Genomic DNA, 22,885 nt, shown 5'->3' on the forward strand with positions numbered 1-22,885 from the left:
TGGTGACTTACGGGGTCCGCGGTGAATTACAGCCCGTTGTCACTTGATTCGACAGCGGCAATCGGCGCAACGATGCCACTGCAGTGAAGACAGAAGGGGAAAGAGTGACCACTGGCTTGATCGGAGTCGGCCTTATCACAATGGATCTCGATGAAGGCCGCCTTCCGGTAGATGTCGATGTGAGCCGCAATATCCACGACCGCCTGGAATCCGTGGAACTCTCCGCGGCTGCGATGACCGGCTATTATGTGGCGCTGTGGCGGCATGACGCGCCGGTCATCGCATCGGGGAGATGGACCGAATTGACCGTATCGCCCTCTCGTCGCACGGAACTGATCACGCTTCTCGACACCCGATCGCTCGCCGAATTCGAGATGGTTGAACGATCATTGCGGCTGAGTGATGAATTCGTAGGGCAAGGGCCGGTGACCGACTTCGGAGCGCCCTCGATCACTGTGGTCGCGAACATCTCTCGCATCGGCAGCATCGAGATCGATCCGCGGTGGGCGGCCACGGCCAGCCCGTCCTATATTTCACACGACATCCTAGACTGCGCGAATAAGATCCGGCAACAGCGCCCACGGTTCCACGAGGACGGGACATGGGCCGACCGCACCGACGATGAACTCGAACACGAACTCGCGGAATACAAGCGCTACCTGATGAGGAACTCGTAATGGTCAATTTCTCAGCGGATCTGAACCAACTTGTCAAGGCGGCCAGAGCGTGGGATCAGGCGTCGGACGCCCTCACCGTCGCCGCTACCGAGGCGCAGAGCATCCATTTCAGTCACCAGGACGTCGCCTGGGGGCTGTTCCGAGAAACTTGGGACGCTCAGATGGCCGCTGCAAGGTATATGTACGACAGATTAGTCGAAGGCAGAGACGAAACGGATTCCATCGCCAGGGTTCTGGATCATGTCGCCAAGGTAATTCAGGAACAGGACCAGAACTTCGCGAACGTTCTGATCGAGCTGGAGGAAGATTACTGATGGGTGCCACGAAGTCTCTGGACGAGATCAACACCGTACTCGATAGGTTCTCGGACCAGATCGCGGAGATCAGGAGCCAACCCGCCAAGGTGGATGACGCGTTCCGGAAGGCGGCCATCGCCGCCGCCGAGGTCGAGGCAGCGACATTCTTCGGAATGGCGGGTGCGGTGGCAGGTGCCGTCTACGGCGCGATGACCGAGGACGACTTCACCGGTTACATGCAGGACCATAAGGAAGAGATCAAGAAGAAGATCCAGGAACTCTTGGACAAACTGCAGGGCGCGGTCGACAGTTTGAAGGCACCCATCGCCTTCCTGCAGACGAGCGAGGCATGGACGACGCTGAAGGGGAAGATCGGCCGCGCGCAGAACAACGAGGTGAACAACGGGAACGTCATCGGCTACTGGACAGGAGCGGCGGCACTCAAGTACACAGCGGCGCGCACACTCCAGGACACCGCAATGGATTCCGCAAAATCAACCTGCGATAAGATGACCGAAGCACTTGCCAAAGTATCGGACATCGCTTGGGACTTTTATTCCAAGATCGTCACGGATATCGCGGATCTGCTCATAAAACTCGGGACAGCTCTTGCCAAGATCGTCACCTTCGTCGCCGCTCCGATGGTAATATCCGATACGATTGATATCATCGGAAAAGCAATCAGCAGCGCCGTCGAGCACACGAACAAGCTTCTCGATGCCATACTTTTACAAGCGCAGAGCATCAACAAGATACGGGAGTCGACAGAAAATCAGAAAGGGTTCCATGACAACCGGTGGCCGCGCAGCGCTTCCGACGACTTTAATACCAACTCTCCCAGCCCTGAATGGCAGGCGACATGAACCTGCGAAAGCTGCTGGCGATTTCCGCGCTGGTAGTAATGCTTTCGGCTTGCGATCTGTTTTCGCGCACTAAACCCGAAAGATATGAGATACCGACGAGCAGCCACACCATCCAGGACTTATGCGACTCTACGAAACAGTTTTTCGTCACCCGCGCTGGTACCGAAAATCTGAAGATCAGCCCCGGTGCTGGTGGAAAAGCGCTGACCGATGAGATCGGCGGTGGCAACGGGTGCGCCTATGAGAAGGCCGACGGGTCCGCGTGGCCCTACCTCGGATACGTATCCCTCTTTCGCGTCACCAGTGGTAACACCCTGTCCACACCTCCCGCGACGACAGAGAACTACCCGGCCAAGGTCCTGACTGTGGACGGCGCGACCGTCAAGGTAGCTACCGAGCCACTGCCCAAGGGGGGCGATCACGCCACCACTCTGCTCGACGTCGACCTCACCGCCACGATCGACGACTGGAAGGGTGAACTCCACTTCAGAGCCACCGAAGACCAAACGACGCGAGATGACAAATCGACACGAGAGGGCGCGCAAGCCCTGGTGAACATGATCCGCACACTGAAGGGTTGATCGCTCTCGCTTGGCACGTGCAGCGACGACGCCCACCACGCCGGTCATCTGCTGGTGATCATCGATTCCGGGCTCGGAGTGATCTACGTCGTCGCCATGGTCGTGCACACGGGGGAACCGGCCTTGCTCACTCTTGCGACGCCCGTGCTGATCGCTCTTGTCCTCGCCGCGACGAAACCGAGCGGCCGCTGGATCGCCGCCAAGCGAACCATTGCCGACCGACGGGCGTAGGGCCCGACGGCTGTGCGTTCTTCGACCGACCATTGTCGCCGAACTGCGCAGCCGGATCGGCCAAGCGAGGCTCTAATTCGGGTCTCGACGCCGGAGCATCGCGTGGTGGATGTAGTACTTGTCCACCTGGCGGGTGAAGACGCTCACCAGTTCCCAGCCGAAGTACACGTCCAACCATTCGATGCACGAGGTCAGACGGGACAAGTTCCCGTGATGGTCGGCCTTCAGCAGGCCTGAGTCCCAGGCAAGACCCCGGCGTGGCTGCGCGCAGATGACCAGATATTTTCGGGAATAGGTGCGCATGTCCACGGTTCCGTCAAGGACCGCCTTGACGTCGAGGACCCGACCCGGACCGGCGGGGAGCAGTGGCGGCTGACCGTTCACGCTCCAATGCCTCCCCGAGCAGTTCGGCGGGCGCCGCCCACCCGTGCATCGATGGGAGACCAGCCGAGTCCGACTGGTCTCCCCCGTACCCCGATTCCGGTATCGATCAACACAATCGACGAATCCCCCTCAGACGCAATGTGCTCGGACAGCACGACCTGGTCCACGATAACGCTCTCGAGCAGGTGGCGGAGTCCGGCGGCGGTCCCGGCGCATCCGGCGCACCCCCTGAGCTGCCACCTCATCAACGAGACGCCTGATGCGTCAGACCCACTCTCGACACCGGAAACAAACCGGACAAAAACGGAGTGGTCGACGTATTGCCGAGGTAGCCGCGGCGGAGTGCTATGGGATACGCCGGGCCACAGAGTGAGTCGGGGCACCGCCCGGTACAGAGAACCGATCTCCACGGAAACCAGGAGGCATCGCCGTGCCCACTATCACTGCTATCACCCCGACCTCGGGCCCCACGACGGGCGGCACCAGCGTCACCATTGCCGGTACGGGATTCACCGGCCCGCTGACGGTGCGCTTCGGCTCCACCGCAACGACTTTCACCATCGACTCCGCGATCCAGATCACGGCCGTCGCTCCTGCGGGGTCGGCCGGTCCGGTACAGGTGACGGTCTCCGACTCGAGCGGTACCAGCAATGGAGCCACCTACACCTATCTCGCCGTGCCGACCTTGAACTCCATCGCCCCCGGCCAAGGGCCCGCCGGGACGTCGGTCACCCTCACCGGCTCGGGACTGACGGGGGCCACGGCGGTCACTTTCGGTAGCACACCGGCGACTTCGTTCACCGTCGACTCGGACACGCAGGTCACGGCCGTCGCCCCGGCGGGTACGGGGATCGTGGCGGTCACCGTCACCGCTCCGGGTGGCACCAGCAACGGGATTTCCTTCATCTACGTCGTGGTGCCCACCATTACGGCGATCGTCCCGGCTTCGGGCCCCACGTCGGGCGGGAACAGCGTCACGATCTCCGGCACCGGGTTCACCGGTCCGCTGACGGTACGGTTCGGCAGCACCGCGACGACCTTCACGATCGACTCGTCGACGCAGATCACCGCCATCGCCCCGGCGCACGCGGCCGGAGACGTTCAGGTGACCGTCACCGGCTCCGGCGGCACCAGTAACGGCCTGACCTACACCTACGCCTGATCGAGACAGCTCACGGGCCGTCGCCGGGATTCCGGCGGCGGCCCAATCGCGTTGGGTCCGAGTGGCTCCAAACCCTCCCGAGCCCGTATTGAACAGACCGACCAGCATCATCTGGAGCTCTCCTCACACCGGCGCCGAGGAGCGGACACGATCTCGTAGCCGCGGAGACGGGCAGAGATACAGCGACAAGCGTTGCACGAGAGAGTGTTTCGCGGGAAGCACGAGACAGCGGAATTCGCAGTCGACCACCCGCCCGGCCACGCCGACGAGATCGGCGCTGCGGCAATGCCGCACGATGCGTTCGCGCTGGAGCCCCAGCGCTGGTCAATACCTGGCAACAATCTGGAAAACGGACAAAAACGGATCATCCGACGCGTTGCCGACCCGCAGATCCTGCGGCATAACGGAGTTAACCGGTTCACGACTACCGTCGGACACCCCCGGCACGGAGGAACCAGCAAACAGAGAGGCAGCGTTATGCCTACATTCCTCTCCCCGTCCTCGGGACAGAACTCGCGGGGTCCTCGCGGCACGGCGACAACCGGCATTGCAGTGGACGGCACCGCTCCGGCACGGGCCGCAGCGCCGGACCACCAACCCTCCTCCACCGCACACGGGTTCAACTAGTTCCCACAACGCGGGCGCACTCCGCGAAACGCGGTCCGAACTCCCGGATCGCCGGAAGCCGACCAACCTCACGAACGCACAGCTTTCGGACGGCGGAGTCCGCGATCGGCCGACGGCACCGTCGGTGCCACAACAAGAAAGAAAGGGAAGAACCGATGAACAAGGTAATCACCATCCTGCACAGTGAGCCCGTCCGCGCCTTGCTGTACCCGCTGCTGGCGGCGCTGATCGGCTACGGGGTCACCAAGGGCGTCCTCTCGTCCGACCTCTCGGGTTTCGTCCTCGCCATCGTCACGGCTGCTTTGGGCCTCCCCGCGGTCGAGTCGGCGCGCCACCGGGTCAGCCCGGCGCCACCGGACAGCGGTGAACCAGCATGAGGACCCCGAAGGAAAGGACCCGCCACGACCCGTTCGAGGTGGTGCTGTGCGCTGTGTTCGGCGTCTCGATGCTGTTGCAGTGCATCTACGGCCCGGCGCCTGCATCGGCGACCACGGCCATGCCATCCGGATTCCGCACGCTGTGGCTCGTCCTCATGTTGATCGGCTGCGTCGCGACGCTGGTCGGTCTGTTCGCCCGCCGCGTCTGGGGCTACCTGGTCGAGCAGGTGGGCCTGGGGGCGCTCGGCTGGTCACTGGTGGCCTTCGGTGCGCAACTGCTGTTGTTGCAGATCCAGCACCGAACCATCGGTCCGGCCACGGTTCTCGGAGGACCGCTGCCCATCGCGTTGGGCATCGCGTTCCTGTGGAAGCGCCGACAGGTACTGCAGGACGTCCGGGCGCTGCGCGCGGTGAAGAGCCGAGTGGCGCCATGAACATCATCCAGCAGTCGCCGATCTTCGCGGCACTGGTGCTCATCGCCAGTTCGTCGGTGCTGTCGGCGGCGGTCACCGCGTGGTTCAAGCGCGGCGACGTCGACGCTCACATGACGAAGACCAAGGCCGACGCGGCGAAAGTCCTGAGTGACCTCGCCATTTCGCAGACCCAGCAGATGTCCGAGCAGATGGGCGAGTTCCGCATGGCGCTGCGGGTGCACCGCGAGTGGGATCGCAAGATGGTGACCCGGGCCCGGCAGGCGGGCATCGAATTCGACGACCCACCGGAGCTGTTCCTGTAACGCGAGAAGCCGCTTTTCGGGCGGAACGCTGACGGACCTTCCGGTTGGTCGCCCATCGTTCGCCAGCACCGTGTTTCTCGGCGGGCCGATCGTCGGCGCGCCCTCCGGCAGCCGTGGCGAAGCCCTGCCGAAAACAACGCTGTCACAACGTCTGCCAGGACGTTCGCGTCACAACGCGACGCGCCGTTACCAATCCGAAAACGGACCAAATCGGATCGTCAGACACGTTGCCAGGCACCGATTCAAAGGAGTTAATGGAGATAGCCGGGCTGCTGAACAGCGGCGGGCGCCCCCCGGTGCAGAGGAATTATCACCACGGCGACAAGGAGGCAGCGTCATGCCTACCATCACTTCCCTCTCCCCGACTTCAGGACCGACCACGGGGGGAACCAACGTCACGATCACGGGTACCGGATTCACCGGCCCCATGACCGTCCGGTTCGGTAGCACCGCGACCACTTTCACCATCGACTCCCCTACGCAGATCACGGCGATCGCTCCCGCCGGATCGGTGGGTACGGTGCAGGTCACCGTCACCAACTCGGGCGGAACGAGCAATGGGGTCGCCTACACCTATGTGCCGGTCCCCGCGCTGAACAGCATCAGTCCCAATCAGGGCTCCACCGGGGGCGGTACGACGGTCACCCTCACCGGGTCGGGCTTCACGGGCGCCACCGCGGTCAACTTCGGTAGCACCCCGGCGACTTCGTTCACGGTCAACTCCGACACGCAGATCACGGCCGTCACACCTGCCGGAACGGGGATCGTGCCGGTCACGGTGACCGGACCGGGTGGAACCAGCGGTGCGGTGCCGTTCATCTACGTCGTCGTACCGACCATCACCGCAATCTCGCCGACCGCCGGGCCCGCCTCGGGCGGCAACACCGTCACGATCACCGGCACGGGGTTCACCGGCCCGTTGACTGTCCGGTTCGGCAGTACCGCAACCATCTTCACGGTCAATTCCCCCACTCAGATCACCGCCGTCGCACCGCCCGGAACGGGCAGCGTGCAGGTGACGGTCACCGGCTCGGGTGGAACCAGCAACGGCGTCACCTACACCTACGCCGGTGTTCCCGCGCTGACCAGCCTCGCACCCAATACCGGACCGACAACCGGCGGAACCACGGTCGTCATCACCGGAACGGGCCTGTCGACTGCCACATCGGTCAGTTTCGGTGGCACACCGGCGACCTCGTTCACCGTCAACTCCGATACCCAGATCACCGCCGTCGCACCGGCCGGAACGGGGACCGCGCAGGTCACCGTCACGACACCCGGCGGGACCAGCAACGGCCTCCCCTTCACCTACGTCGCGGTGCCCGCCATCACCACGTTGGTGCCGAACACCGGTCCGGTCACCGGGGGGACGACGGTCATCATCACGGGAACGAATCTGACGGGTGCGACGGCGGTCAGTTTCGGTGGCACACCGGCGAGCTCGTTCACCGTCAACTCGGCTACCCAGATCACGGCGGTCGCGCCGGCCGGGACCGGGACCGTGCAGGTCACCGTCACGACACCCGGCGGAACCAGCAACGGCCTCGCCTACACCTACATCCCGGTCCCCGCGCTGACCACGCTGGTGCCGAACGTAGGACCGGTCACCGGCGGGACGACGGTCGTCATCACCGGAACCGGGCTCACCGGAGCGACCGCGGTGAACTTCGGCGCCACACCGGCGGCCTCGTTCACCGTCAACTCCGCAACCCAGATCACCGCCGTCGCGCCGGCGGGAACCGGGACCGTGGCAGTCACCGTCACGACCGCGGGTGGTGTCAGCAACGGGTTGGCCTACACCTACGTCGCGGTGCCCGCCATCACCACGGCGGTTCCGAGCGTGGGACCGGTCACCGGCGGGACGACGGTCGTCATCACCGGAAGCGGATTCACCGGAGCGACCTCGGTCAACTTCGGTGCCACACCGGCAACCTCGTTCGTCGTCGTCTCCGACACCCAAGTCGTCGCCGTCGCACCGGCGGGAACGGGGACCGTCGGAGTTACCGTCACCACCGGGGGCGGAACCAGTAACAGCGTCGCCTACACCTACGTCGCACTGCCCACCGTCACCGCGGTGGTGCCGAACGCGGGCGTGGAAGCAGGCGGCACGACGGTCGTCATCACGGGAACAGGTCTGACCGGAACAACCGCGGTGAACTTCGGTGCCACACCGGCGACCTCGTTCACCGTCAACTCCGCAACCCAGATCACCGCCATCGCACCAGCGGGAACCGGCACCGTGCAGCTCACCGTCACCACCCCCGGCGGAACCAGCAGCGGCGTCGCCTACACCTACATTCCAGTACCCGCCGTCACCACGGTGGTGCCGAATGTGGGCCCGGCGACCGGTGGCACGACGGTGATCATCACCGGCACCGGATTGACCGGAGCGACCGCGGTGAACTTCGGTGCCACACCGGCGACCTCGTTCACCGTCAACTCCGCAACCCAGATCACGGCCATCGTTCCGGCGGGAACCGGGACCGTGCAGCTCACCGTCACCACCCCGGGCGGAACCAGCAGCGGCGTCGCCTACACCTACATCGCGGTGCCCACGCTCGTCACGGACCTGCCGAATGTGGGCACGGAATCGGGCGGAACAACCGTCGTCCTCACCGGCACGGGCCTGACCGGAACGACCGCGGTGAACTTCGGCGCCACACCGGCAACCTCGTTCACCGTCAACTCCGCAACCCAGATCACCGCCGTCGCACCGGCGGGAACCGGGACCGTGCAGATCACGGCGACCACGGCCGGCGGAACCAGCAACGGCCTGGCCTACACCTACATCCCGGTCCCCGCGCTCACCACGGCGGTGCCGAATGTGGGCCCGGTGTCGGGAGGCACGATCGTCGTCCTCACCGGGACGGGTCTGTCCACCGCTACCGCGGTGAACTTCGGTGGTACACCGGCGACCTCGTTCATCGTCGGCTCCGACACGCAGATCACGGCCGTCGCACCGGCGGGGACCGGGACCGTGCAAATCACCGCGACCACCGCGGGCGGAACCAGTAACGGCGTGGCCTACACCTACGTCGCGCTTCCCACCCTCACCACGACGGTGCCGAATCTGGGCTCGGTCTCCGGCGGCACGACCGTCGTCCTCACCGGAACAAATCTGAGCGGCACCACGGCGGTCAACTTCGGTGCCACACCGGCGACCTCGTTCACCGTCGACTCCGCCACCCAGATCACCGCCGTCGCACCGGCGGGAACCGGCATCGTGCAAATCACCGCCACCACTCCGGGCGGGACCACCAACGGCGTGCTCTACACCTACGTCGCGGTGCCCACCCTGACCACGGCGGTGCCGAATCTGGGCTCGGCATCCGGCGGAACAACCGTCGTCCTCACCGGCACGGGCCTGACCGGCGTCACCACGGTCGACTTCGGTGGTACACCGGCGACCTCGTTCACCGTCGACTCCGCCACCCAGATCACCGCCGTAGCACCCGCCGGGACCGGTACGGTGCAAGTCACCGCCACCACCTCCGGCGGAACCAGCAACGGCCTCGCCTACACCTACATCGCGATCCCGGCCCTCTCGGTCGTGCTTCCGAATGTAGGACCGGCGGCCGGTGGAACGACAGTCGTCCTCACCGGGACGAACCTGACAGGCACCACCTCCGTCGACTTCGGAGGCACACCGGCAACTTCGTTCACCGTCGATTCCGCAACGCAGATCACCGCCGTCACTCCCGCCGGAACGGGAACAGTGCAAATCACCGCGACCAGCTCCGGAGGAACCAGTAATGGTCTCCCATTCATCTACATCTGACGGCTGATGTGGCTGGGCCGTCGGCGCGCTTTTGCCGGCGGCCCAGTTTCGTTGCGGTTGAGCCAATACAAAGAGTCTCCGTCACCGTCGACGGAGGCTGCAGGGGTAAGGGGGTTTCCGTTGGCGACCGTACTGAAGATGCTGCTAGCGGAGCGGCATCTCAAAAGTCATCCAGATTTTCTCGTCGCGTACGACCGCTGCGCGGCGCAGCTGGACCCGCCCATTCCCCCAGGGCATGGGCCGGCGAAAGCGCAGTACTACCAGTGGTTGTCCGGTCGTATGATCGGCCTTCCGCGCGACTATCACTGCCGGGTGCTCGAGCGGATGTTTCCCGGCTGGACGGTTGAAGGATTGTTCCAGATGGCCAACTCGACACCGGACGGTATGGGATCGCTCGGGCCGGGTTATTCCGGCACCGATGTCCGGCTCGAGGCTTTTCTCGGGATGGAGACGAGCACCAGGGGAACCACTCTGGTGTACCCGTCGTTCGAACTGACCAGGTCGTCCGTGGACGCACTGCGGGCGGCGGGGATCTCCCGGCGGCGAGTATTCGGGAAGCAGGAGGGCGGCTTCCCGGATCGTCCCGTCGACATCCCCTCCGTGGTGGCGGAGAACGATTTCCGGGGGCTGCTGTACATGTTCTCCTTGCTTCAGCGCCACACCAGTATTCGGGCCGAGGTCCGCAGCGACCGCTACATGGTCACCCATTACGACCGTCCGTACATCAGCTTCGGACTGAGCGGTAACAACTGCACCCGGTTGTATCCGCACCTCGTCGACAACCCGCTGTTCACCATCCATGACAGCGGCACCGAGGACGGCTCCGCGGCGGTGCGTCTGGAGTTGACCGACGGCAGCCGGTACGACTCGAACGACGACCGGAATATCGGCATCGTCGCGCGAGTACGACCGAGCGCGGATCAGCATCCAGATCGTTATTGGATCTATTGCGGCGGCCTGCGGCCACGCGGCACCGCCGGAGCGGGCTGGTATCTCGCCAACTCGTGGCTTTCCCTCCAGCACCGGGTCGGTGATCGCGAATTCGTCGCGGTCATCGGCGTGGACGAATATTCGGACCGGACGACCAGTTTGGAACATTTGCTGATCGCTGCGCCCGAGCGGAATTGAAAGGCACGCACACCCGTCGGCCCGGACAGTCCCGACAACGGCTGTCCGGGCCGCGCGGACGCATCGGCTACCGCAGCGCGGTCCGAGCACGAGGCAGGAGGACGCCGTTGAATCATCAGCCGATATCGATTCGGGCGGCACGCTCTCCCGTGCCGCGGCACCGGGAAGTCCTGATCTGGGTCCTTCCCGTTTGGGCGCGAAAACCTATCAGTAACCGGCGGGCAACGCCGCAAGCATGTCCCGTGTCACGGCGACGGCGTTATCGGAACTGCCGCCTTTGACCAGCAGCGTGGCGAAGGCGATGTCGCCACGGTAACCGACGAACCAGGAGTGCGACCCGCCGTCCGCTTCGGCCTCGCCGGTCTTGCCGTAGACCGCGCCTTGATCGGCGATCCGCTCCGCCGTGCCGCCGACGACCACCTTGCGCATCATCGCGCGCAATCCTTCGATGACGTCGGGAGCCAGCGCCGGGAGGTCACCGTCGATCTGTGTGGGGCGCCCAGCGATCAGGTACGGCACGGGCGCCGAGCCGTGCGCGATGGTCGCCGCCATGAGCGCCATGCCGAACGGGCTGACCACCACTCTGCCCTGACCGATGCCGTCCTCGGTGCGCTGGATCAGGTCGTCGGAGGGCGGCACCGAGCCGGAGGCCGTCGGCAGCCCCACCACCGAATAGACGGGTCCGACACCGAGCTTCGCCGCCGCCTCGTGCAGCGCGGGGCCGGGCAGCTCGCTGGCGAGTTCGGCGAACGAGGTGTTGCAGGACCGCTCGTAGGCCGTCGACATCGGCACATCGCCGACGGTGAACAGGTTGTAGTTGGGGATGGTCCGCTCGCCGATGACGATGCGGCTCGGACACGGCAGCACCGTATCCGGCGTCGCGAGGCCGTTCGACATGGCCGCCGCCGCGGTCACCGTCTTGAACACCGAACCGGGCGGGTACTGGCCGATCGTCGCGAGGGGACCGTCCCGGTCGGCGGCCCTGTTCTGCGCGACCGCCAGAATCGCACCGGTGGACGGGCGCAGCACCACCATCATGGTCTGCTCGATACGCGGCCGCACGGCGAGCTGGGCGGCGTTCTGCACATTGCGGTCGATACTGAGCGAGAACGACGGCGCGGGCTGGGAGGGCACTTCCATCAGCACATCGGTGTCGGCGCCGTTGGAGTTCATGGTGACCACGCTCCACCCCGCCTTGCCGTCCACCTCCGCGATCACGGTCTTGCGCACCTGGGTGAGCAGATCGGGCGCGAACTCCCGGTCGGTGGCGACCAGATCCCACTGCTGGGTCAGCGTGACACCGGGCAGCCCGATGAGATCGGTGGTCACCTGGCCGGATTCGGTCTCGTTGAGCAGCGCGACCGTGTAAGCGCCCTTGGCCGCCTTCGCCTCGTCGAGGATCGACTGCGGTGTCAGCGACTTGTCGAAGCGGTGCAGTGCGGCGGCCAGCGTGGTGGCCACGGACGCGGGATCGGCGGCGTCGGCCGCGACGAACGTCACCCGGGAAACCTTGCCGGGCACCATGACGTCGCTGCCGGACTGCTCGTTGACCCGCGCCCGCGGCGGCGGGTTGGTCCGTAACGCCATGGTCTGGGTGTCGCCGAGTTTGGGGTGGATGTCGGAGGAGGTCCAACGGACCATCCAGCGCCCGTTGCTGCGGCCCATCTGCAGCTGGCCCGAGTACTTCCACATCCGGTTCTTGGGCAACCGCCACTCGTAGGTGTAGTCGACGGTCGCGGTGTCACCGGTCACGCGCGCCGCCCCGGTGCGCGCGGTGAGCTGTTCGGCCTGAAGTTGATCCCACGCGGAACGCAACGCGTCGCTCGCCTTCTCCGGCAGGTTGGTGAGCTGCGCGGCAGCGGTCACCCGATGCTCGGCGAACGCTTTGACGAAGGCGTCGGCGGCGGGAACAGGCCCCTGTGGCTCGCTCGCACAACCGGCGACGGCCACCGTGAAGGCCGCGACGGCGAGCGAGAGGAGCGTCCGAGTCGACATCGGCACCGATCGTAATAGTCACTGACGGGCAAATGCCTGCGGCACTCCGGAATTCGCCGTGCCCGTAGGCGCGTTCAGTCGACCAGGACGGTGGCGAAGGTCGCGATCTGGCGAAACCCGACCCTGCTGTAGGCGCGGCGGGCGATCGCGTTGTAGTCGTTCACGTACAGGCTCGCGGTGCGGCCGGAAGCGACCACCGCGTTGGCGACCGCCGAGGTGCCCGCGGTGCCACGGCCCTTCCCCCGATGATCCGGATGCACCCAGACTCCCTGGATCTGGCCCGTGCGCCGGGACAGTGATCCGACCTCGGCTTTGAAGACCACTTCCCCGTCCTCGAAACGGGCCCAGGCACGGCCGGATTCGATCAGGCTCTGGATGCGGCGGCGATAGCCGCGTCCGCCGTCTCCCGCGCGCGGATCGACGCCGACCTCCTCGATGAACATCGCGATCGCGGCCGAGAGGTAGCGATCGAGCTCGTCGCGGCGCACCCGGCGGACCTCCTGGTCGGGCGTGGACAGCGGCGGCTGGGCCAGCGCCAGCAGCGGCTGTTCCCCGCGTAGCTCCCGCTCCGGGCCCCAGTGTCCGGACAGCATCTCCCACAGCGGCAACGCCAGTTCTCTGCGCCCCACCACCGAGGAACAGATCCGAGGCCAGCGGATCGCACGATCGGCGAACGCGCGCAACGCGTCACGATCCCCCAGCAACGGCACCAGGTTCGCCCCCGAGAAACACAGCGACTCGGCGGGACCGCCTCTGCTCCAGAGCTCACCCTGCCCGCACCGGTTGTCCAGGCCGAACTCCTGCAATCGGGCGGCGACCATGCACGAGGCCACCGGATCGGCATCCAGCACACGCAGCACCTGAGCAAGATCTCGATTAGCGAGCTGCCGCGCAGGGGCATATTTGGCCCGTCGCGCCGGCTCCAGCAGACTCCGCACGATGACAGCCTGCCACGAACCGGCGCGATGCGGTATGGCTATGCCGAAAGCCCTGGTGAGCGGCGCTCAGCTGACGGTGACGACCGGTTCGCCGTCGACCGCGTCCTCGCCCATCTCCTCGGCGATGCGCAGCGCCTCTTCGATGAGCGTCTCGACGATCTTCGCCTCCGGGACGGTCTTGATGACCTCGCCCTTGACGAAGATCTGGCCCTTGCCGTTGCCGGAGGCCACACCCAGATCGGCCTCGCGCGCCTCGCCGGGTCCATTTACCACGCAGCCCATGACGGCCACCCGAAGCGGCACCGTCATGCCCTCCAGGCCCGCGGTCACCTCGTTGGCCAGCGTGTACACGTCGACCTGGGCGCGCCCGCAGGATGGGCAGGACACGATCTCCAGCTTGCGCGGGCGCAGGTTCAGCGATTGCAGGATCTGCCCGCCGACCTTGACCTCCTCGGCGGGCGGCGCGGACAGCGACACCCGGATCGTGTCGCCGATGCCCTCCGACAACAGCGCGCCGAACGCGACCGCCGACTTGATCGTGCCCTGGAACGCCGGGCCCGCCTCGGTGACGCCGAGGTGCAGCGGGTAATCGCACTGCGCGGCCAGCTGACGGTAGGCCTCCACCATGATCACCGGGTCGTTGTGCTTGACCGAGATCTTGATGTCGCCGAACCCGTGCTCCTCGAACAGGCTCGCCTCCCACAGCGCCGACTCCACCAGCGCCTCCGGGGTGGCCTTGCCGTATTTCTCCATCATCCGCTTGTCCAGCGAACCGGCGTTGACGCCGATGCGGATCGGGATGCCCGCGGCGCCCGCGGCCTTGGCGACCTCCGCGACCCGGCCGTCGAACTCCTTGATGTTGCCGGGGTTGACGCGCACCGCCGCGCATCCCGCGTCGATCGCCGCGAAGATGTAGCGCGGCTGGAAGTGGATGTCGGCGATCACCGGAATCTGGGATTTCGCCGCGATCGTGGCCAGCGCGTCCGCGTCCTCCTGACGCGGGCAGGCCACCCGCACGATGTCGCACCCCGACGCGGTGAGCTCCGCGATCTGCTGCAGGGTGGCGTTCACATCGTGCGTCTTCGTCGTGGTCATGGACTGCACCGAGATCGGGTGATCACTGCCCACCCCGACGTTGCCCACCATCAACTGGCGGGTCTTACGCCGGGGAGCGAGCACCGCAGCGGGCGCGGTCGGCATCCCCAATCCGATTGTGCTGGTCACCTTCGGCTGCCTACTTTCGTCGTGTCCGGCCGGTTGGTGCCGAGTCTAGCCTTGGCGCACGACGCCCACCTTGTGACAGCAACGACAAGGCTTCCCCGGTTGACCGCGCCAGACTACGTCGCGAGCCGCACCGCGCGCCCGGCGGCCCCGGTCAGAACAGTTTGATCGGGTTGACGATGTCGGCGGCCAGGGTGAGCAGCATGTAAGCGCCGCCGATCACCACGACCACGTACGTGGCGGGCAGCAACTTCAGGTAGTTCACCGGCGCACCGGGCGCGAGCCCCTTCCAGCCGCGGATGGTGTTGCGGATCTTCTCGTAGATCACCACCGCGATGTGGCCGCCGTCCAGCGGCAGCAACGGCAGCAGGTTGAAGATGCCGAGGAAGAAGTTCAGGCTGGCCAGCACCAGGATGAACATGTTCCACAGGCCGCGTTCCGCGGTCTCGCCACCGATCTTGCTGGCGCCGTACACGCTGACCGGGGTTTCCGGATCCCGCTCACCGCCGGTGACCGCGTCCCACAGCGAGGACACCTTCGCAGGCATCTCGGTCAGCGAGTCCACCGTGCGCACGAACATGTCCCCGGTGAACGCGGCAGCTGCGGGAACGGCGCCCAGCAGGTCGTGCTGCACGGGTTCGTAGCGTTCCGGCGCCACACCGATGGCTCCGACCTCGCGACCCGCGCCACCGCCCTCGGGGTACCGGATGACCCGCTCCGGGGTGACGGGAATGGTCAGCGTGCGGCCGTCCCGCTCGACGAGGTAGGTGAACGGGCCGGTCTGCTTCTGCGTCTCGGCCTGGAACTGACGCCAGGTGTCCACCTTGACGCCGTTCACCTCTTTGACGATGTCGCCGCGCTGCAGTCCGGCGCGCTGCGCGGGGCCGGTGCCGGTGCACGGTTCGCTGGAGCCGTCCGGCTTGCCCTGCGGCACGCAGCTCATCTCGCCCAGCGCGGTGGCCGGGGGTTCCTTCAGGTTCGGCAGTCCCCAGCCGATGGCGAGCACCACGATCAGAATGAAGCCGAGGACGAAGTTCATCGCGATGCCGCCGGACATCACGACCAGCCGCTTCCAGGTGGCCTGGCGGTACATGGCGCGGTCGAGTTCTTCCGGGCGCAGTTCGTCGAGCGCCGTCATACCCGCGATATCGCAGAAACCGCCGAGCGGAAGCGCCTTGAGGCCGTATTCGGTCTCACCGCGGCGGAACGAGAAGATCTTCGGTCCGAATCCGATGAAATAGCGCCGCACCTTCATGCCGGTCGCCTGGGCGGTCCACATGTGCCCACATTCGTGCAGCGCGATCGACACGGTGATGCCCAGCGCGAACAGCACAAACCCCAACGCGAACACCATTTGCTCTACAGCCCTCCTGCGTTTGCGCAGCTCGAATATCCCGCACGCACGCGTCCGCTCCTGGCCGCGAGCACTTCTGATCACCTTAATAGGTGCTGTCGGACGTAGTCCGCCTTCAGCCCGCGAATGGCCGGAGCGAAGGCGGAGGTACGCCTAACCGGACAAAGTCGTGTCCTGTGTGTTCAGTGTGCCAGGACGCCGTCGCTTCGCGCGTCCGATCCGGCGCGCGACGGTGTCAGCCGCGTACCCGGGCGGCGGCGAACTCCCGCGCCCAGGTGTCCGCGGCGAGCACCTCATCGAGCGAATCCGGCTCGGCGCGCCACTGCTCGGCGGCCTCTACCGCGGCGGCCACCGTGCCGACGATCTGCGGGAAGCGGATGGCTCCGTCCAGGAAAGCCTGCACCGCGACCTCGTTGGCGGCGTTGTAGACCGCGGTGACGCTGCCTCCCGCCTGCCCGGCCGCACGGGCCAGCTCGACCGCGGGGAAGACACCGTTGTCGACCGGTTCGAACGTCCAAGTGGAGGCGGTGCCGAAATCGCAGGCGGCGGCCGCGCCCGGCACCCGGTCCGGCCAGCCGAGCGCCAGCGCGATGGGCAGCTTCATGTCCGGCGGACTGGCCTGGGCGAGCGTGGAGCCATCGGTGAAGGTGACCATCGAATGCACGATCGACTGGGGGTGGACGGTGACGTCGATGCGGTCGTAGGGAATCCCGAACAGCAGGTGGGTCTCGATCAGCTCGAGCCCCTTGTTCACCAGCGAGGCCGAGTTCAGGGTGTTCATCAGGCCCATCGACCAGGTGGGATGGGCCTTGGCCTCGGCGGGCCCCACCGACTCGAGCATGTCGGCGGTCCAGCCGCGGAACGGGCCGCCGGACGCGGTGAGCACCAGCCGGTCGACCTCGTCTGCGCGGCCGCCGCGCAGGCACTGCGCCAGCGCGGAGTGTTCCGAGTCCACCGGGACGATCTGCCCGGGGGCGGCGGCGCGTGTGACCAGGGAACCGCCCGCCACCAGGGATTCCTTGTTGGCCAGGGCGAGGCGGGTGCCCGACTGGAGGGTGGCCAGTGTCGGTTCCAGCCCGAGCGAACCGACCAGGGCGTTGAGCACGACGTCCGCCTCGGTGCGGCGCACCAGCTCGGTCACCGCCCCCGGGCCGCCCAGCGGGAGGTCCAGCCGCTGGGCCGCGGCCGGATCGGCGACGGCGACATTGCGCGTGCCCGTCGCGGCCATCTGGGCGGCGAGCAGCTCGGTGTTGCCGCCGCGCGCGGCGAGTCCGACCACCTCGAAGCGGTCGGGATTGGCGGCGATCACCTCGAGCGCTTGGGTGCCAATGGATCCGGTGCTGCCCAGGAGCAGGACTCTCACGATGTCGGACACGACTTCATTGTGTCCTACCGCCGGAACGCGTCCGACGGGGCGCGGGCCGACTTACAACGACGCGCCGTCGTATGTCACGATATGCGGCAGCAGCTCATCGAGTGCGTACCGGAATCGCGGTACAAGGAACAGCTAAGGAGCGATCGTGGCCGCCACGGAACTCGAACACGCCGACACCGAGCGCGTCGTCACTCGCGTGGATCCCGCCGAAGTTCCCTCCGCCGCCTGGGGTTGGAGCGGCGAGTCGCGTCGCACCTTCCGGATCGCGGGCTGGATCGTCGCGCTGATCCTGCTGGCCATGCTGGTCGGCAACCACAGCGGCAAGATCGAGGACATCTTCCTGGTCGGCTTCGCCGCCCTGATCGCGGGCATCCTGATCCGCGACTCCCTGCTGCAACGCAAGCCGCGCTAGATCTCCATCCGGAAAGTCTTCTCGCACAACTTCATTCGTCCTGTACCGTGCGCAGGCAGCCGGTACCGTGTGCGTCCGAGGTCCGCGTCCCAGCCGGGTCGCGGACCTCTGTTCTCTGTCCGCACAACCCTTAGGACGCAATGATCAAGACCTGTTCGGCCGCCCTGCTCGCCGCGAGCGCGTTCGGTTCGCTGCTGTTGCTGCCCGCCGCGCCCGCGCACGCCCAGTCACCGGCGTGCGGCGCGGCCATCGACGCGATCAACGCCGCCATCGACGAGTCGGGCGGGAATCTGGACCCGACCGTGCAGCAGTCGCTGGCCACCAAGCTCTCGGCCATCGAGGCCGAAGGCGCGGAGAAGGCCGCCATCGCCGCCTACGCCCACGCCCTCACCGATGACAAGGTCGCGAACATGGACGCCGCGACCGACGAACTGAACCGGGTTTGTAAGGGCTGATCGCCGGGCGGCGCGGACCGGCCGGGGTTCGCGCCGCCACCCCCTGAGCACGAATCGGCTAGCGCCCGCGCCGCCGCGCGGGTTTCTTCGCGGCAGGACCCGCACGACCGCTCCGCTTCTCGGCCGGGGGCTTCTTGCGTGGCTCGTTCTGGTCGGGGCGGGCGGCGGCTCGTGAGCTTCGCTCGGAGCGGCCGCGCACGACGCCGATGAAATCCTCGACCGGATCGGTGGTGCGATCGGCGGGCCAGGCCAGCGCGATTTCGGTATCCGGGACGTCGAGCATCGTGCGATAGACGAGGTCGCGGCGATGGTGCAGGCGAGCCAGCGAGTGCGGCACGATGGCCGCGCCCCCTGCCGCGGCGACGAGTTCCAGCGCGCCACCGACCGCGTCGAGATCCGAGGTGTCCTGCACATGCTCGTCGGCCAGGTCGTTCATGCGTACCTCGTCGAACACCGAGAGCGGGTGTTCCTTCTGCACCACGACGACGGGAACCTCCCGATAGAGCGGGATCGCGCTCATGCCTTCGCGATCGATCGGCAGCCGGACGAAGCACATGTCGACGTGCGCCTCCCGCAGGGCCGTCTCCTGTTCCGCCTGCACCAGCGCGATCACCTCGAGCGGGGTGTCGGGGAAGCGCTCGGCCCAGATCCGGGTCCATTTGGACACCGTGACGCCCGGCACGAAACCCACCCGCAGGGCGGCCGGAGCCTCCGGCCGTCGCGCCGCGGACTCGGTCCGGCCGATGATCTCACGCGCCTGCTCCAGTAACTCCCGTCCGTCGTCGGTGAGCCGGGTCGGTTGCGCGCCGGGCACGAAAAGCTTCGTGCCGAGTTCGTTTTCCAAGTCGATGACGGTATGGCTCAGCTTCTGACGCGAGATGTGCAGCGATTTCGCCGCGCGCGCGAAGTGCAACTCCTGCGCGACCGCGACGAACCAGCGCAGGCGCACGACATCGATCGACTCCAACCGGCTCATTCGTGGAAGCGTATGCCACCTGGCGATGTGGGCCGCTCGCGCCGCCGGATAGCCGGCTGCCCCGCATACGCGGCGACGCCCGTCCAGCGGCCGCCCCGCCTCCGCGTCGGCGAGGCGGGGCTGCGGACGAATCCGTCCGGCGGCGCCCGTTAGGCTGTCCCGGTGAGCCCGGACAAGAAACCGCAGACGATGAAGCCGTTGACGGCGGCGAACAAACTCGGCATCTACCTTCCGGCCGCGCCCGAGGAGTTCCGCAACGCGCCGATCTCTCGCGCTCAGCTGGACGCGCTGCGCAACGATCCCCCCGAGTGGCTCACCGAATTGCGCCGCACCGGCCCGTTTCCCCGCGATGTGGTGGCCCGCAAGCTCGGCGTCTCCAACACCGGCTTGACCCGCGCCGAGGTCTCCGACCACCTCACCGCCGACGAGATCGACGCGCTGCTCGCCGACCCGCCGGAATGGCTCGTGCGCGAGCGCGAGAACTATGCCGCGGTCCGCGCGGAGGACGCCCGTATCAAGGCGAAAGAAGCCGAACGCCGCGCCGCCACCAACCGCCCGGCGAAGAACCGCGGTTAGCGGGGTCATCCGACACCGGCCGTCGAGACGCTCCGAACCTCGCTGCCGGGCAGCGCAAGCGTGTGCGCGACTTCGGCCGACGCGGCCGCTCGAGCGGTCACATCGGCCTGCGGCGTCTCAGTTCTCCGCAGCCAGCTGACCGCAGGCGGCGGCGATTTCCTGGCCGCGGGTGTCGCGGACCGTGCAGGGCACGCCCTGGGCGTTGACGCGACGGACGAACTCCTGCTCGACCGGCTTGGGGCTGGCGTCCCACTTAGAGCCGGGCGTGGGGTTGAGCGGGATGACGTTGACGTGCACGCGGGAGCCGAGCGCCTTGTGCAGCTTCTCACCCAGCATGTCCGCGCGCCACGGATGGTCGTTGATGTCGCGGATGAGCGCGTACTCGACCGAGACGCGGCGGCCGGTCTTGTCCGCGTAGTAGCGGGCCGCGTCGAGCACCTCGGCGATCGGCCAGCGATTGTTGACCGGGACGAGGGTGTCGCGCAGTTCGTCGTCGGGTGTGTGCAGCGAGACCGCGAGCGTGACCGACAATTCCTCGTCGGCCAGCTTGCGGATGGCAGGAGCGAGACCGACGGTCGAGACCACGACGTTGCGCTGGGAGATGCCGAGGCCGTCCGGCGCGGGCGAGGTGATCCGGCGGACCGCCGCGACCACCCGCTTGTAGTTGGCCAGCGGCTCGCCCATGCCCATGAAGACGATGTTGGACAGCCTGCCGGGCCCGCCCGCCACTTCGCCGTCCCGCAGCGCCGCGGCAGCGGCACGCACCTGGTCGACGATCTCGGCGGTGGACAGGTTGCGGTTGAGCCCGCCCTGACCGGTGGCGCAGAACGGGCACGCCATGCCGCAACCGGCCTGGCTGGAGATGCACAAGGTCGCACGGTCCGGGTAGCGCATCAGGACGCTTTCCAGCAGCGTCCCGTCGCCCGCGCGCCACAATGTCTTGCGGGTCTCCCCCGCGTCGCACGCCACGTGCTTGACCACGCTCAACAACGGCGGGAACAGCGCCTCGCCGATCTTCTCCCGCACCGCGGCGGGCAGATCGGTCATCCGCGCCGGATCGGCCTGCAATCGCGCGTAGTACTGGCGCGCGATCTGGTCGGCGCGGAATTTCGGCAGGCCCAGTTCCTCGACGGCCGCGCGCCTGCCCTCGGCATCGAGGTCGGCGAGATGCCGAGGCGGCATGCCACGGCGCGGAGCGTCGAAAACCAGGGGCAGGGAGACGGTCATAGTTGCTCCATTCTCCCATCCGCCGGAACTACCCGGGCACTCGACCACAGTCGGGCCCGACATACCCGGTTGGTCGCCGGGAAATACTCGCGGCCACGATAGCTGTCGGCCATGATCGAGATATGTCCACGCACCCCGAATACCCGACGGAGCCCGACCCGGACCTGTCGCAGCGCCAACGCACGACGCCGCCGGGCGCCCCGCCTGTCGCCCCTGTCAAGAAATCACTGTCCTCACGCACCGGTTACGCCTGGAGCGGACTGGTCACCGGCGTCTTGATCCTGGTCCTGTTGCTGATCTTCATCCTGCAGAACTTGGAGCAGATCCAGGTGCACTTCTTCTTCTGGGACTTCTCGCTGCCGCTCGGCGTCACCGTGCTGCTGTCGATGATCGGCGGGGCACTCGTCATGGCCTCGGTGGGCGGCGTTCGCATCCTGCAGTTGCGGAAGGCGGCCAAGAAAGTCTGACGCGCCCGATCACAGCAGCGTCGACAGCACCAGCCAGGAGACGAACGCCGAAGGAAGCATGGAGTCGAGGCGGTCCATGATGCCCCCGTGACCCGGCAGCAAGGTGCCCATGTCCTTGATGCCGAGTTCGCGCTTGATCTGCGATTCGATCAGATCGCCGCAGGTGGCCACCAGCACCAGGCCGACGCCGAGCACGACGCCGATCATCGAGTTGGCCTCCAGCAGCAACGTCACCGTGAGCAGACCGCCGATCACGCTGAACACCAGCGAACCGGCGAAACCCTCCCACGACTTCTTCGGGCTGATCGATGGCACCATCGGATGCTTGCCGAACAGCACGCCCGCCACGTAACCGCCGACATCGGAGCAGACCACCAGGATCATGAAGGTCAGCACCCGCAGATTGCCGTCCGGCTCGAGCAGCAGCAGCGTGGCGAACGAGGCCAGCAAGGGGATCCAGGCCAGCGTGAATACCGTGATGGCCGTGTCGCGCAAGAAGTTTCGCGGCGCGGTCCGCAAGCCGTGATCGAACAGCCGCCATATCATGCAGATCAGCGTGGTGGCGGCGAACGCGCCCGCGACGCCGCTGGCCCCGTACGGCCAGCCCAGCCAGAACACAGCCTGGCCACCCGCGATCAGCGGAACCCGCGGGACGAGCACGTCGGCCTCGCGCAGCCGCTTGGCGACCTCCCAGGTGGCCACGCCGACCCCGGCCGCCGCGACGCCGATGAACACTTTCGGCACGAACAGCAGGATCGCGATCAGCGAAAGCCCCAGGCCGAAGCCGACGGTCAGCGCGGCGGGCAGATTCCGGCCCGCGCGCGAACCTTTCGACGCGGGAGCGGGTTCGGATGCCGCGGGGCCGCGTAACGGTTCATGACCGGACGCACCAGCGTCGTGCGGGTGCTGTCGCATCGCATCGGCTGTCCCGTTCACCGGCGGCTCCTCTGCCGCACCGGTCGCGGCGGCGTTCTCGGCCACGATTGTCCCGTCGCTCAACTCGTCGTTCCGTTCGTCCCCCGCCCGGGCGGGCCTTGGCGCTGTTCCGC

General features: G+C 66.7%; 24 protein-coding genes. 15 read left to right on the top strand and 9 right to left on the bottom strand.

Going from position 1 to position 22,885, the window contains the following annotated elements:
• The first annotated feature begins 104 nt into the window (after positions 1 to 104).
• Genes ABZ420_RS02220 through ABZ420_RS02240 form a run of 5 tightly spaced genes read left to right on the top strand, consistent with a single transcriptional unit; the run spans position 105 to position 2,648 of the window.
• Entirely contained in the window at positions 105 to 677 is a 573-nt protein-coding gene (locus ABZ420_RS02220) for a hypothetical protein (protein WP_357116212.1), read from the top strand.
• The gene (locus ABZ420_RS02225) at positions 677 to 991 is read left to right on the top strand and encodes a hypothetical protein (RefSeq protein WP_357116214.1); all 315 of its coding nucleotides are present in this window, start codon (positions 677 to 679) and stop codon (positions 989 to 991) included. Before ABZ420_RS02220 ends, ABZ420_RS02225 begins: the two co-directional genes overlap by 1 nt.
• Positions 991 to 1,836 (top strand): hypothetical protein, encoded by an 846-nt coding sequence (locus ABZ420_RS02230; protein WP_357116216.1) that lies wholly within the window; start codon positions 991 to 993, stop codon positions 1,834 to 1,836. The genes ABZ420_RS02225 and ABZ420_RS02230 overlap by 1 nt, the downstream gene beginning before the upstream one ends.
• On the top strand, positions 1,821 to 2,417 hold the full coding sequence (locus tag ABZ420_RS02235; RefSeq protein ID WP_357116218.1) for a hypothetical protein: 597 nt from the start codon (positions 1,821 to 1,823) through the stop codon (positions 2,415 to 2,417). Before ABZ420_RS02230 ends, ABZ420_RS02235 begins: the two co-directional genes overlap by 16 nt.
• Positions 2,418 to 2,471: 54 nt before the next feature.
• Positions 2,472 to 2,648 carry a hypothetical protein gene (locus ABZ420_RS02240; protein WP_357116220.1) on the top strand — a complete coding sequence of 59 codons (177 nt, stop codon included), beginning with the start codon at positions 2,472 to 2,474 and terminating at the stop codon, positions 2,646 to 2,648.
• Between the two features lie 72 nt (positions 2,649 to 2,720).
• On the opposite strand, the gene ABZ420_RS02245 is transcribed toward ABZ420_RS02240, so the two are convergent.
• The gene (locus ABZ420_RS02245) at positions 2,721 to 2,951 is read right to left on the bottom strand and encodes a hypothetical protein (RefSeq protein WP_357116222.1); all 231 of its coding nucleotides are present in this window, start codon (positions 2,949 to 2,951) and stop codon (positions 2,721 to 2,723) included.
• A gap of 511 nt (positions 2,952 to 3,462) precedes the next feature.
• Between ABZ420_RS02245 and ABZ420_RS02250 the strand changes: the two genes are divergently transcribed.
• The 6 genes from ABZ420_RS02250 (at position 3,463) to ABZ420_RS02275 (ending at position 10,840) form a co-directional block, all read left to right on the top strand.
• Positions 3,463 to 4,194 carry an IPT/TIG domain-containing protein gene (locus ABZ420_RS02250; protein WP_357116224.1) on the top strand — a complete coding sequence of 244 codons (732 nt, stop codon included), beginning with the start codon at positions 3,463 to 3,465 and terminating at the stop codon, positions 4,192 to 4,194.
• Between the two features lie 782 nt (positions 4,195 to 4,976).
• The gene (locus ABZ420_RS02255; RefSeq protein ID WP_357116226.1) at positions 4,977 to 5,198 is read left to right on the top strand and encodes a hypothetical protein; all 222 of its coding nucleotides are present in this window, start codon (positions 4,977 to 4,979) and stop codon (positions 5,196 to 5,198) included.
• Positions 5,195 to 5,632 (top strand): hypothetical protein, encoded by a 438-nt coding sequence (locus ABZ420_RS02260; RefSeq protein ID WP_357116228.1) that lies wholly within the window; start codon positions 5,195 to 5,197, stop codon positions 5,630 to 5,632. Before ABZ420_RS02255 ends, ABZ420_RS02260 begins: the two co-directional genes overlap by 4 nt.
• Positions 5,629 to 5,934, top strand: coding sequence for a hypothetical protein (locus ABZ420_RS02265; protein WP_040868226.1), 306 nt, complete (start codon positions 5,629 to 5,631; stop codon positions 5,932 to 5,934). Before ABZ420_RS02260 ends, ABZ420_RS02265 begins: the two co-directional genes overlap by 4 nt.
• Before the next feature lie 337 nt (positions 5,935 to 6,271).
• Complete coding sequence (locus ABZ420_RS02270; protein ID WP_357116230.1) at positions 6,272 to 9,712, top strand: IPT/TIG domain-containing protein; 3,441 nt, start codon at positions 6,272 to 6,274, stop codon at positions 9,710 to 9,712.
• Positions 9,713 to 9,832: 120 nt separating this feature from the next.
• A complete protein-coding gene (locus ABZ420_RS02275) occupies positions 9,833 to 10,840 on the top strand; it encodes a hypothetical protein (RefSeq protein ID WP_357116232.1) in 1,008 nt (335 codons plus the stop codon).
• Between the two features lie 207 nt (positions 10,841 to 11,047).
• Here ABZ420_RS02275 and ABZ420_RS02280 read toward each other — a convergent pair whose 3' ends face one another.
• The 5 genes from ABZ420_RS02280 to dxr form a co-directional block, all read right to left on the bottom strand.
• Positions 11,048 to 12,835: a penicillin-binding transpeptidase domain-containing protein gene (locus tag ABZ420_RS02280; RefSeq protein WP_357116234.1), complete on the bottom strand. Its 1,788-nt coding sequence runs from the start codon at positions 12,833 to 12,835 to the stop codon at positions 11,048 to 11,050.
• A gap of 74 nt (positions 12,836 to 12,909) precedes the next feature.
• Positions 12,910 to 13,773 carry a GNAT family N-acetyltransferase gene (locus ABZ420_RS02285; protein WP_084498823.1) on the bottom strand — a complete coding sequence of 288 codons (864 nt, stop codon included), beginning with the start codon at positions 13,771 to 13,773 and terminating at the stop codon, positions 12,910 to 12,912.
• A 66-nt stretch (positions 13,774 to 13,839) separates the two neighbouring features.
• On the bottom strand, positions 13,840 to 14,997 hold the full coding sequence (gene ispG, locus ABZ420_RS02290; protein WP_357116236.1) for a flavodoxin-dependent (E)-4-hydroxy-3-methylbut-2-enyl-diphosphate synthase: 1,158 nt from the start codon (positions 14,995 to 14,997) through the stop codon (positions 13,840 to 13,842).
• Between the two features lie 151 nt (positions 14,998 to 15,148).
• A complete protein-coding gene (locus ABZ420_RS02295) occupies positions 15,149 to 16,348 on the bottom strand; it encodes a M50 family metallopeptidase (protein WP_357116238.1) in 1,200 nt (399 codons plus the stop codon).
• 235 nt (positions 16,349 to 16,583) lie between these two features.
• Complete coding sequence (gene dxr / locus ABZ420_RS02300) at positions 16,584 to 17,723, bottom strand: 1-deoxy-D-xylulose-5-phosphate reductoisomerase (protein ID WP_357116240.1); 1,140 nt, start codon at positions 17,721 to 17,723, stop codon at positions 16,584 to 16,586.
• A gap of 145 nt (positions 17,724 to 17,868) precedes the next feature.
• Here dxr and ABZ420_RS02305 point away from each other — a divergent pair, with 145 nt between their 5' ends.
• Complete coding sequence (locus tag ABZ420_RS02305) at positions 17,869 to 18,135, top strand: DUF2631 domain-containing protein (protein WP_040868261.1); 267 nt, start codon at positions 17,869 to 17,871, stop codon at positions 18,133 to 18,135.
• A gap of 140 nt (positions 18,136 to 18,275) precedes the next feature.
• Positions 18,276 to 18,590 (top strand): hypothetical protein, encoded by a 315-nt coding sequence (locus tag ABZ420_RS02310; RefSeq protein ID WP_063050691.1) that lies wholly within the window; start codon positions 18,276 to 18,278, stop codon positions 18,588 to 18,590.
• Positions 18,591 to 18,648: 58 nt separating this feature from the next.
• Here ABZ420_RS02310 and ABZ420_RS02315 read toward each other — a convergent pair whose 3' ends face one another.
• On the bottom strand, positions 18,649 to 19,566 hold the full coding sequence (locus tag ABZ420_RS02315) for a LysR substrate-binding domain-containing protein (protein ID WP_357116242.1): 918 nt from the start codon (positions 19,564 to 19,566) through the stop codon (positions 18,649 to 18,651).
• Between the two features lie 162 nt (positions 19,567 to 19,728).
• Here ABZ420_RS02315 and ABZ420_RS02320 point away from each other — a divergent pair, with 162 nt between their 5' ends.
• A complete protein-coding gene (locus ABZ420_RS02320) occupies positions 19,729 to 20,142 on the top strand; it encodes a DUF5997 family protein (RefSeq protein WP_062969812.1) in 414 nt (137 codons plus the stop codon).
• Between the two features lie 117 nt (positions 20,143 to 20,259).
• On the opposite strand, the gene rlmN is transcribed toward ABZ420_RS02320, so the two are convergent.
• Positions 20,260 to 21,369 (bottom strand): 23S rRNA (adenine(2503)-C(2))-methyltransferase RlmN, encoded by a 1,110-nt coding sequence (gene rlmN / locus ABZ420_RS02325; RefSeq protein WP_357116245.1) that lies wholly within the window; start codon positions 21,367 to 21,369, stop codon positions 20,260 to 20,262.
• 122 nt (positions 21,370 to 21,491) lie between these two features.
• On the opposite strand from rlmN, the gene ABZ420_RS02330 reads away from it, so the two are divergent.
• Positions 21,492 to 21,836, top strand: a complete 345-nt coding sequence (locus ABZ420_RS02330) for a lipopolysaccharide assembly protein LapA domain-containing protein (protein WP_357116247.1) — start codon at positions 21,492 to 21,494, stop codon at positions 21,834 to 21,836.
• A gap of 9 nt (positions 21,837 to 21,845) precedes the next feature.
• Here the strand turns inward: ABZ420_RS02330 and ABZ420_RS02335 are convergent, their stop codons facing one another.
• Complete coding sequence (locus ABZ420_RS02335; RefSeq protein ID WP_357116468.1) at positions 21,846 to 22,751, bottom strand: phosphatidate cytidylyltransferase; 906 nt, start codon at positions 22,749 to 22,751, stop codon at positions 21,846 to 21,848.
• Positions 22,752 to 22,885: the final 134 nt, after the last annotated feature.

Origin of the sequence: Nocardia sp. NPDC005745 (assembly GCF_040630775.1) — a bacterium.
In the GTDB taxonomy this organism is placed as follows: Bacteria; Actinomycetota; Actinomycetes; order Mycobacteriales; family Mycobacteriaceae; genus Nocardia.

Coding starts and splice junctions, on each gene's coding strand:
- ABZ420_RS02225 (WP_357116214.1), top strand. CDS start 677: ATGGTCAATTTCTCAGCGGATCTGAACCAACTTGTCAAGGCGGCCAGA.
- ABZ420_RS02230 (WP_357116216.1), top strand. CDS start 991: ATGGGTGCCACGAAGTCTCTGGACGAGATCAACACCGTACTCGATAGG.
- ABZ420_RS02235 (WP_357116218.1), top strand. CDS start 1,821: ATGGCAGGCGACATGAACCTGCGAAAGCTGCTGGCGATTTCCGCGCTG.
- ABZ420_RS02245 (WP_357116222.1), bottom strand. CDS start 2,951: ATGCGCACCTATTCCCGAAAATATCTGGTCATCTGCGCGCAGCCACGC.
- ABZ420_RS02255 (WP_357116226.1), top strand. CDS start 4,977: ATGAACAAGGTAATCACCATCCTGCACAGTGAGCCCGTCCGCGCCTTG.
- ABZ420_RS02260 (WP_357116228.1), top strand. CDS start 5,195: ATGAGGACCCCGAAGGAAAGGACCCGCCACGACCCGTTCGAGGTGGTG.
- ABZ420_RS02265 (WP_040868226.1), top strand. CDS start 5,629: ATGAACATCATCCAGCAGTCGCCGATCTTCGCGGCACTGGTGCTCATC.
- ABZ420_RS02270 (WP_357116230.1), top strand. CDS start 6,272: ATGCCTACCATCACTTCCCTCTCCCCGACTTCAGGACCGACCACGGGG.
- ABZ420_RS02280 (WP_357116234.1), bottom strand. CDS start 12,835: ATGTCGACTCGGACGCTCCTCTCGCTCGCCGTCGCGGCCTTCACGGTG.
- ABZ420_RS02295 (WP_357116238.1), bottom strand. CDS start 16,348: ATGGTGTTCGCGTTGGGGTTTGTGCTGTTCGCGCTGGGCATCACCGTG.
- ABZ420_RS02310 (WP_063050691.1), top strand. CDS start 18,276: ATGATCAAGACCTGTTCGGCCGCCCTGCTCGCCGCGAGCGCGTTCGGT.
- ABZ420_RS02315 (WP_357116242.1), bottom strand. CDS start 19,566: ATGAGCCGGTTGGAGTCGATCGATGTCGTGCGCCTGCGCTGGTTCGTC.
- rlmN (WP_357116245.1), bottom strand. CDS start 21,369: ATGACCGTCTCCCTGCCCCTGGTTTTCGACGCTCCGCGCCGTGGCATG.
- ABZ420_RS02330 (WP_357116247.1), top strand. CDS start 21,492: ATGTCCACGCACCCCGAATACCCGACGGAGCCCGACCCGGACCTGTCG.
- ABZ420_RS02335 (WP_357116468.1), bottom strand. CDS start 22,751: ATGCGACAGCACCCGCACGACGCTGGTGCGTCCGGTCATGAACCGTTA.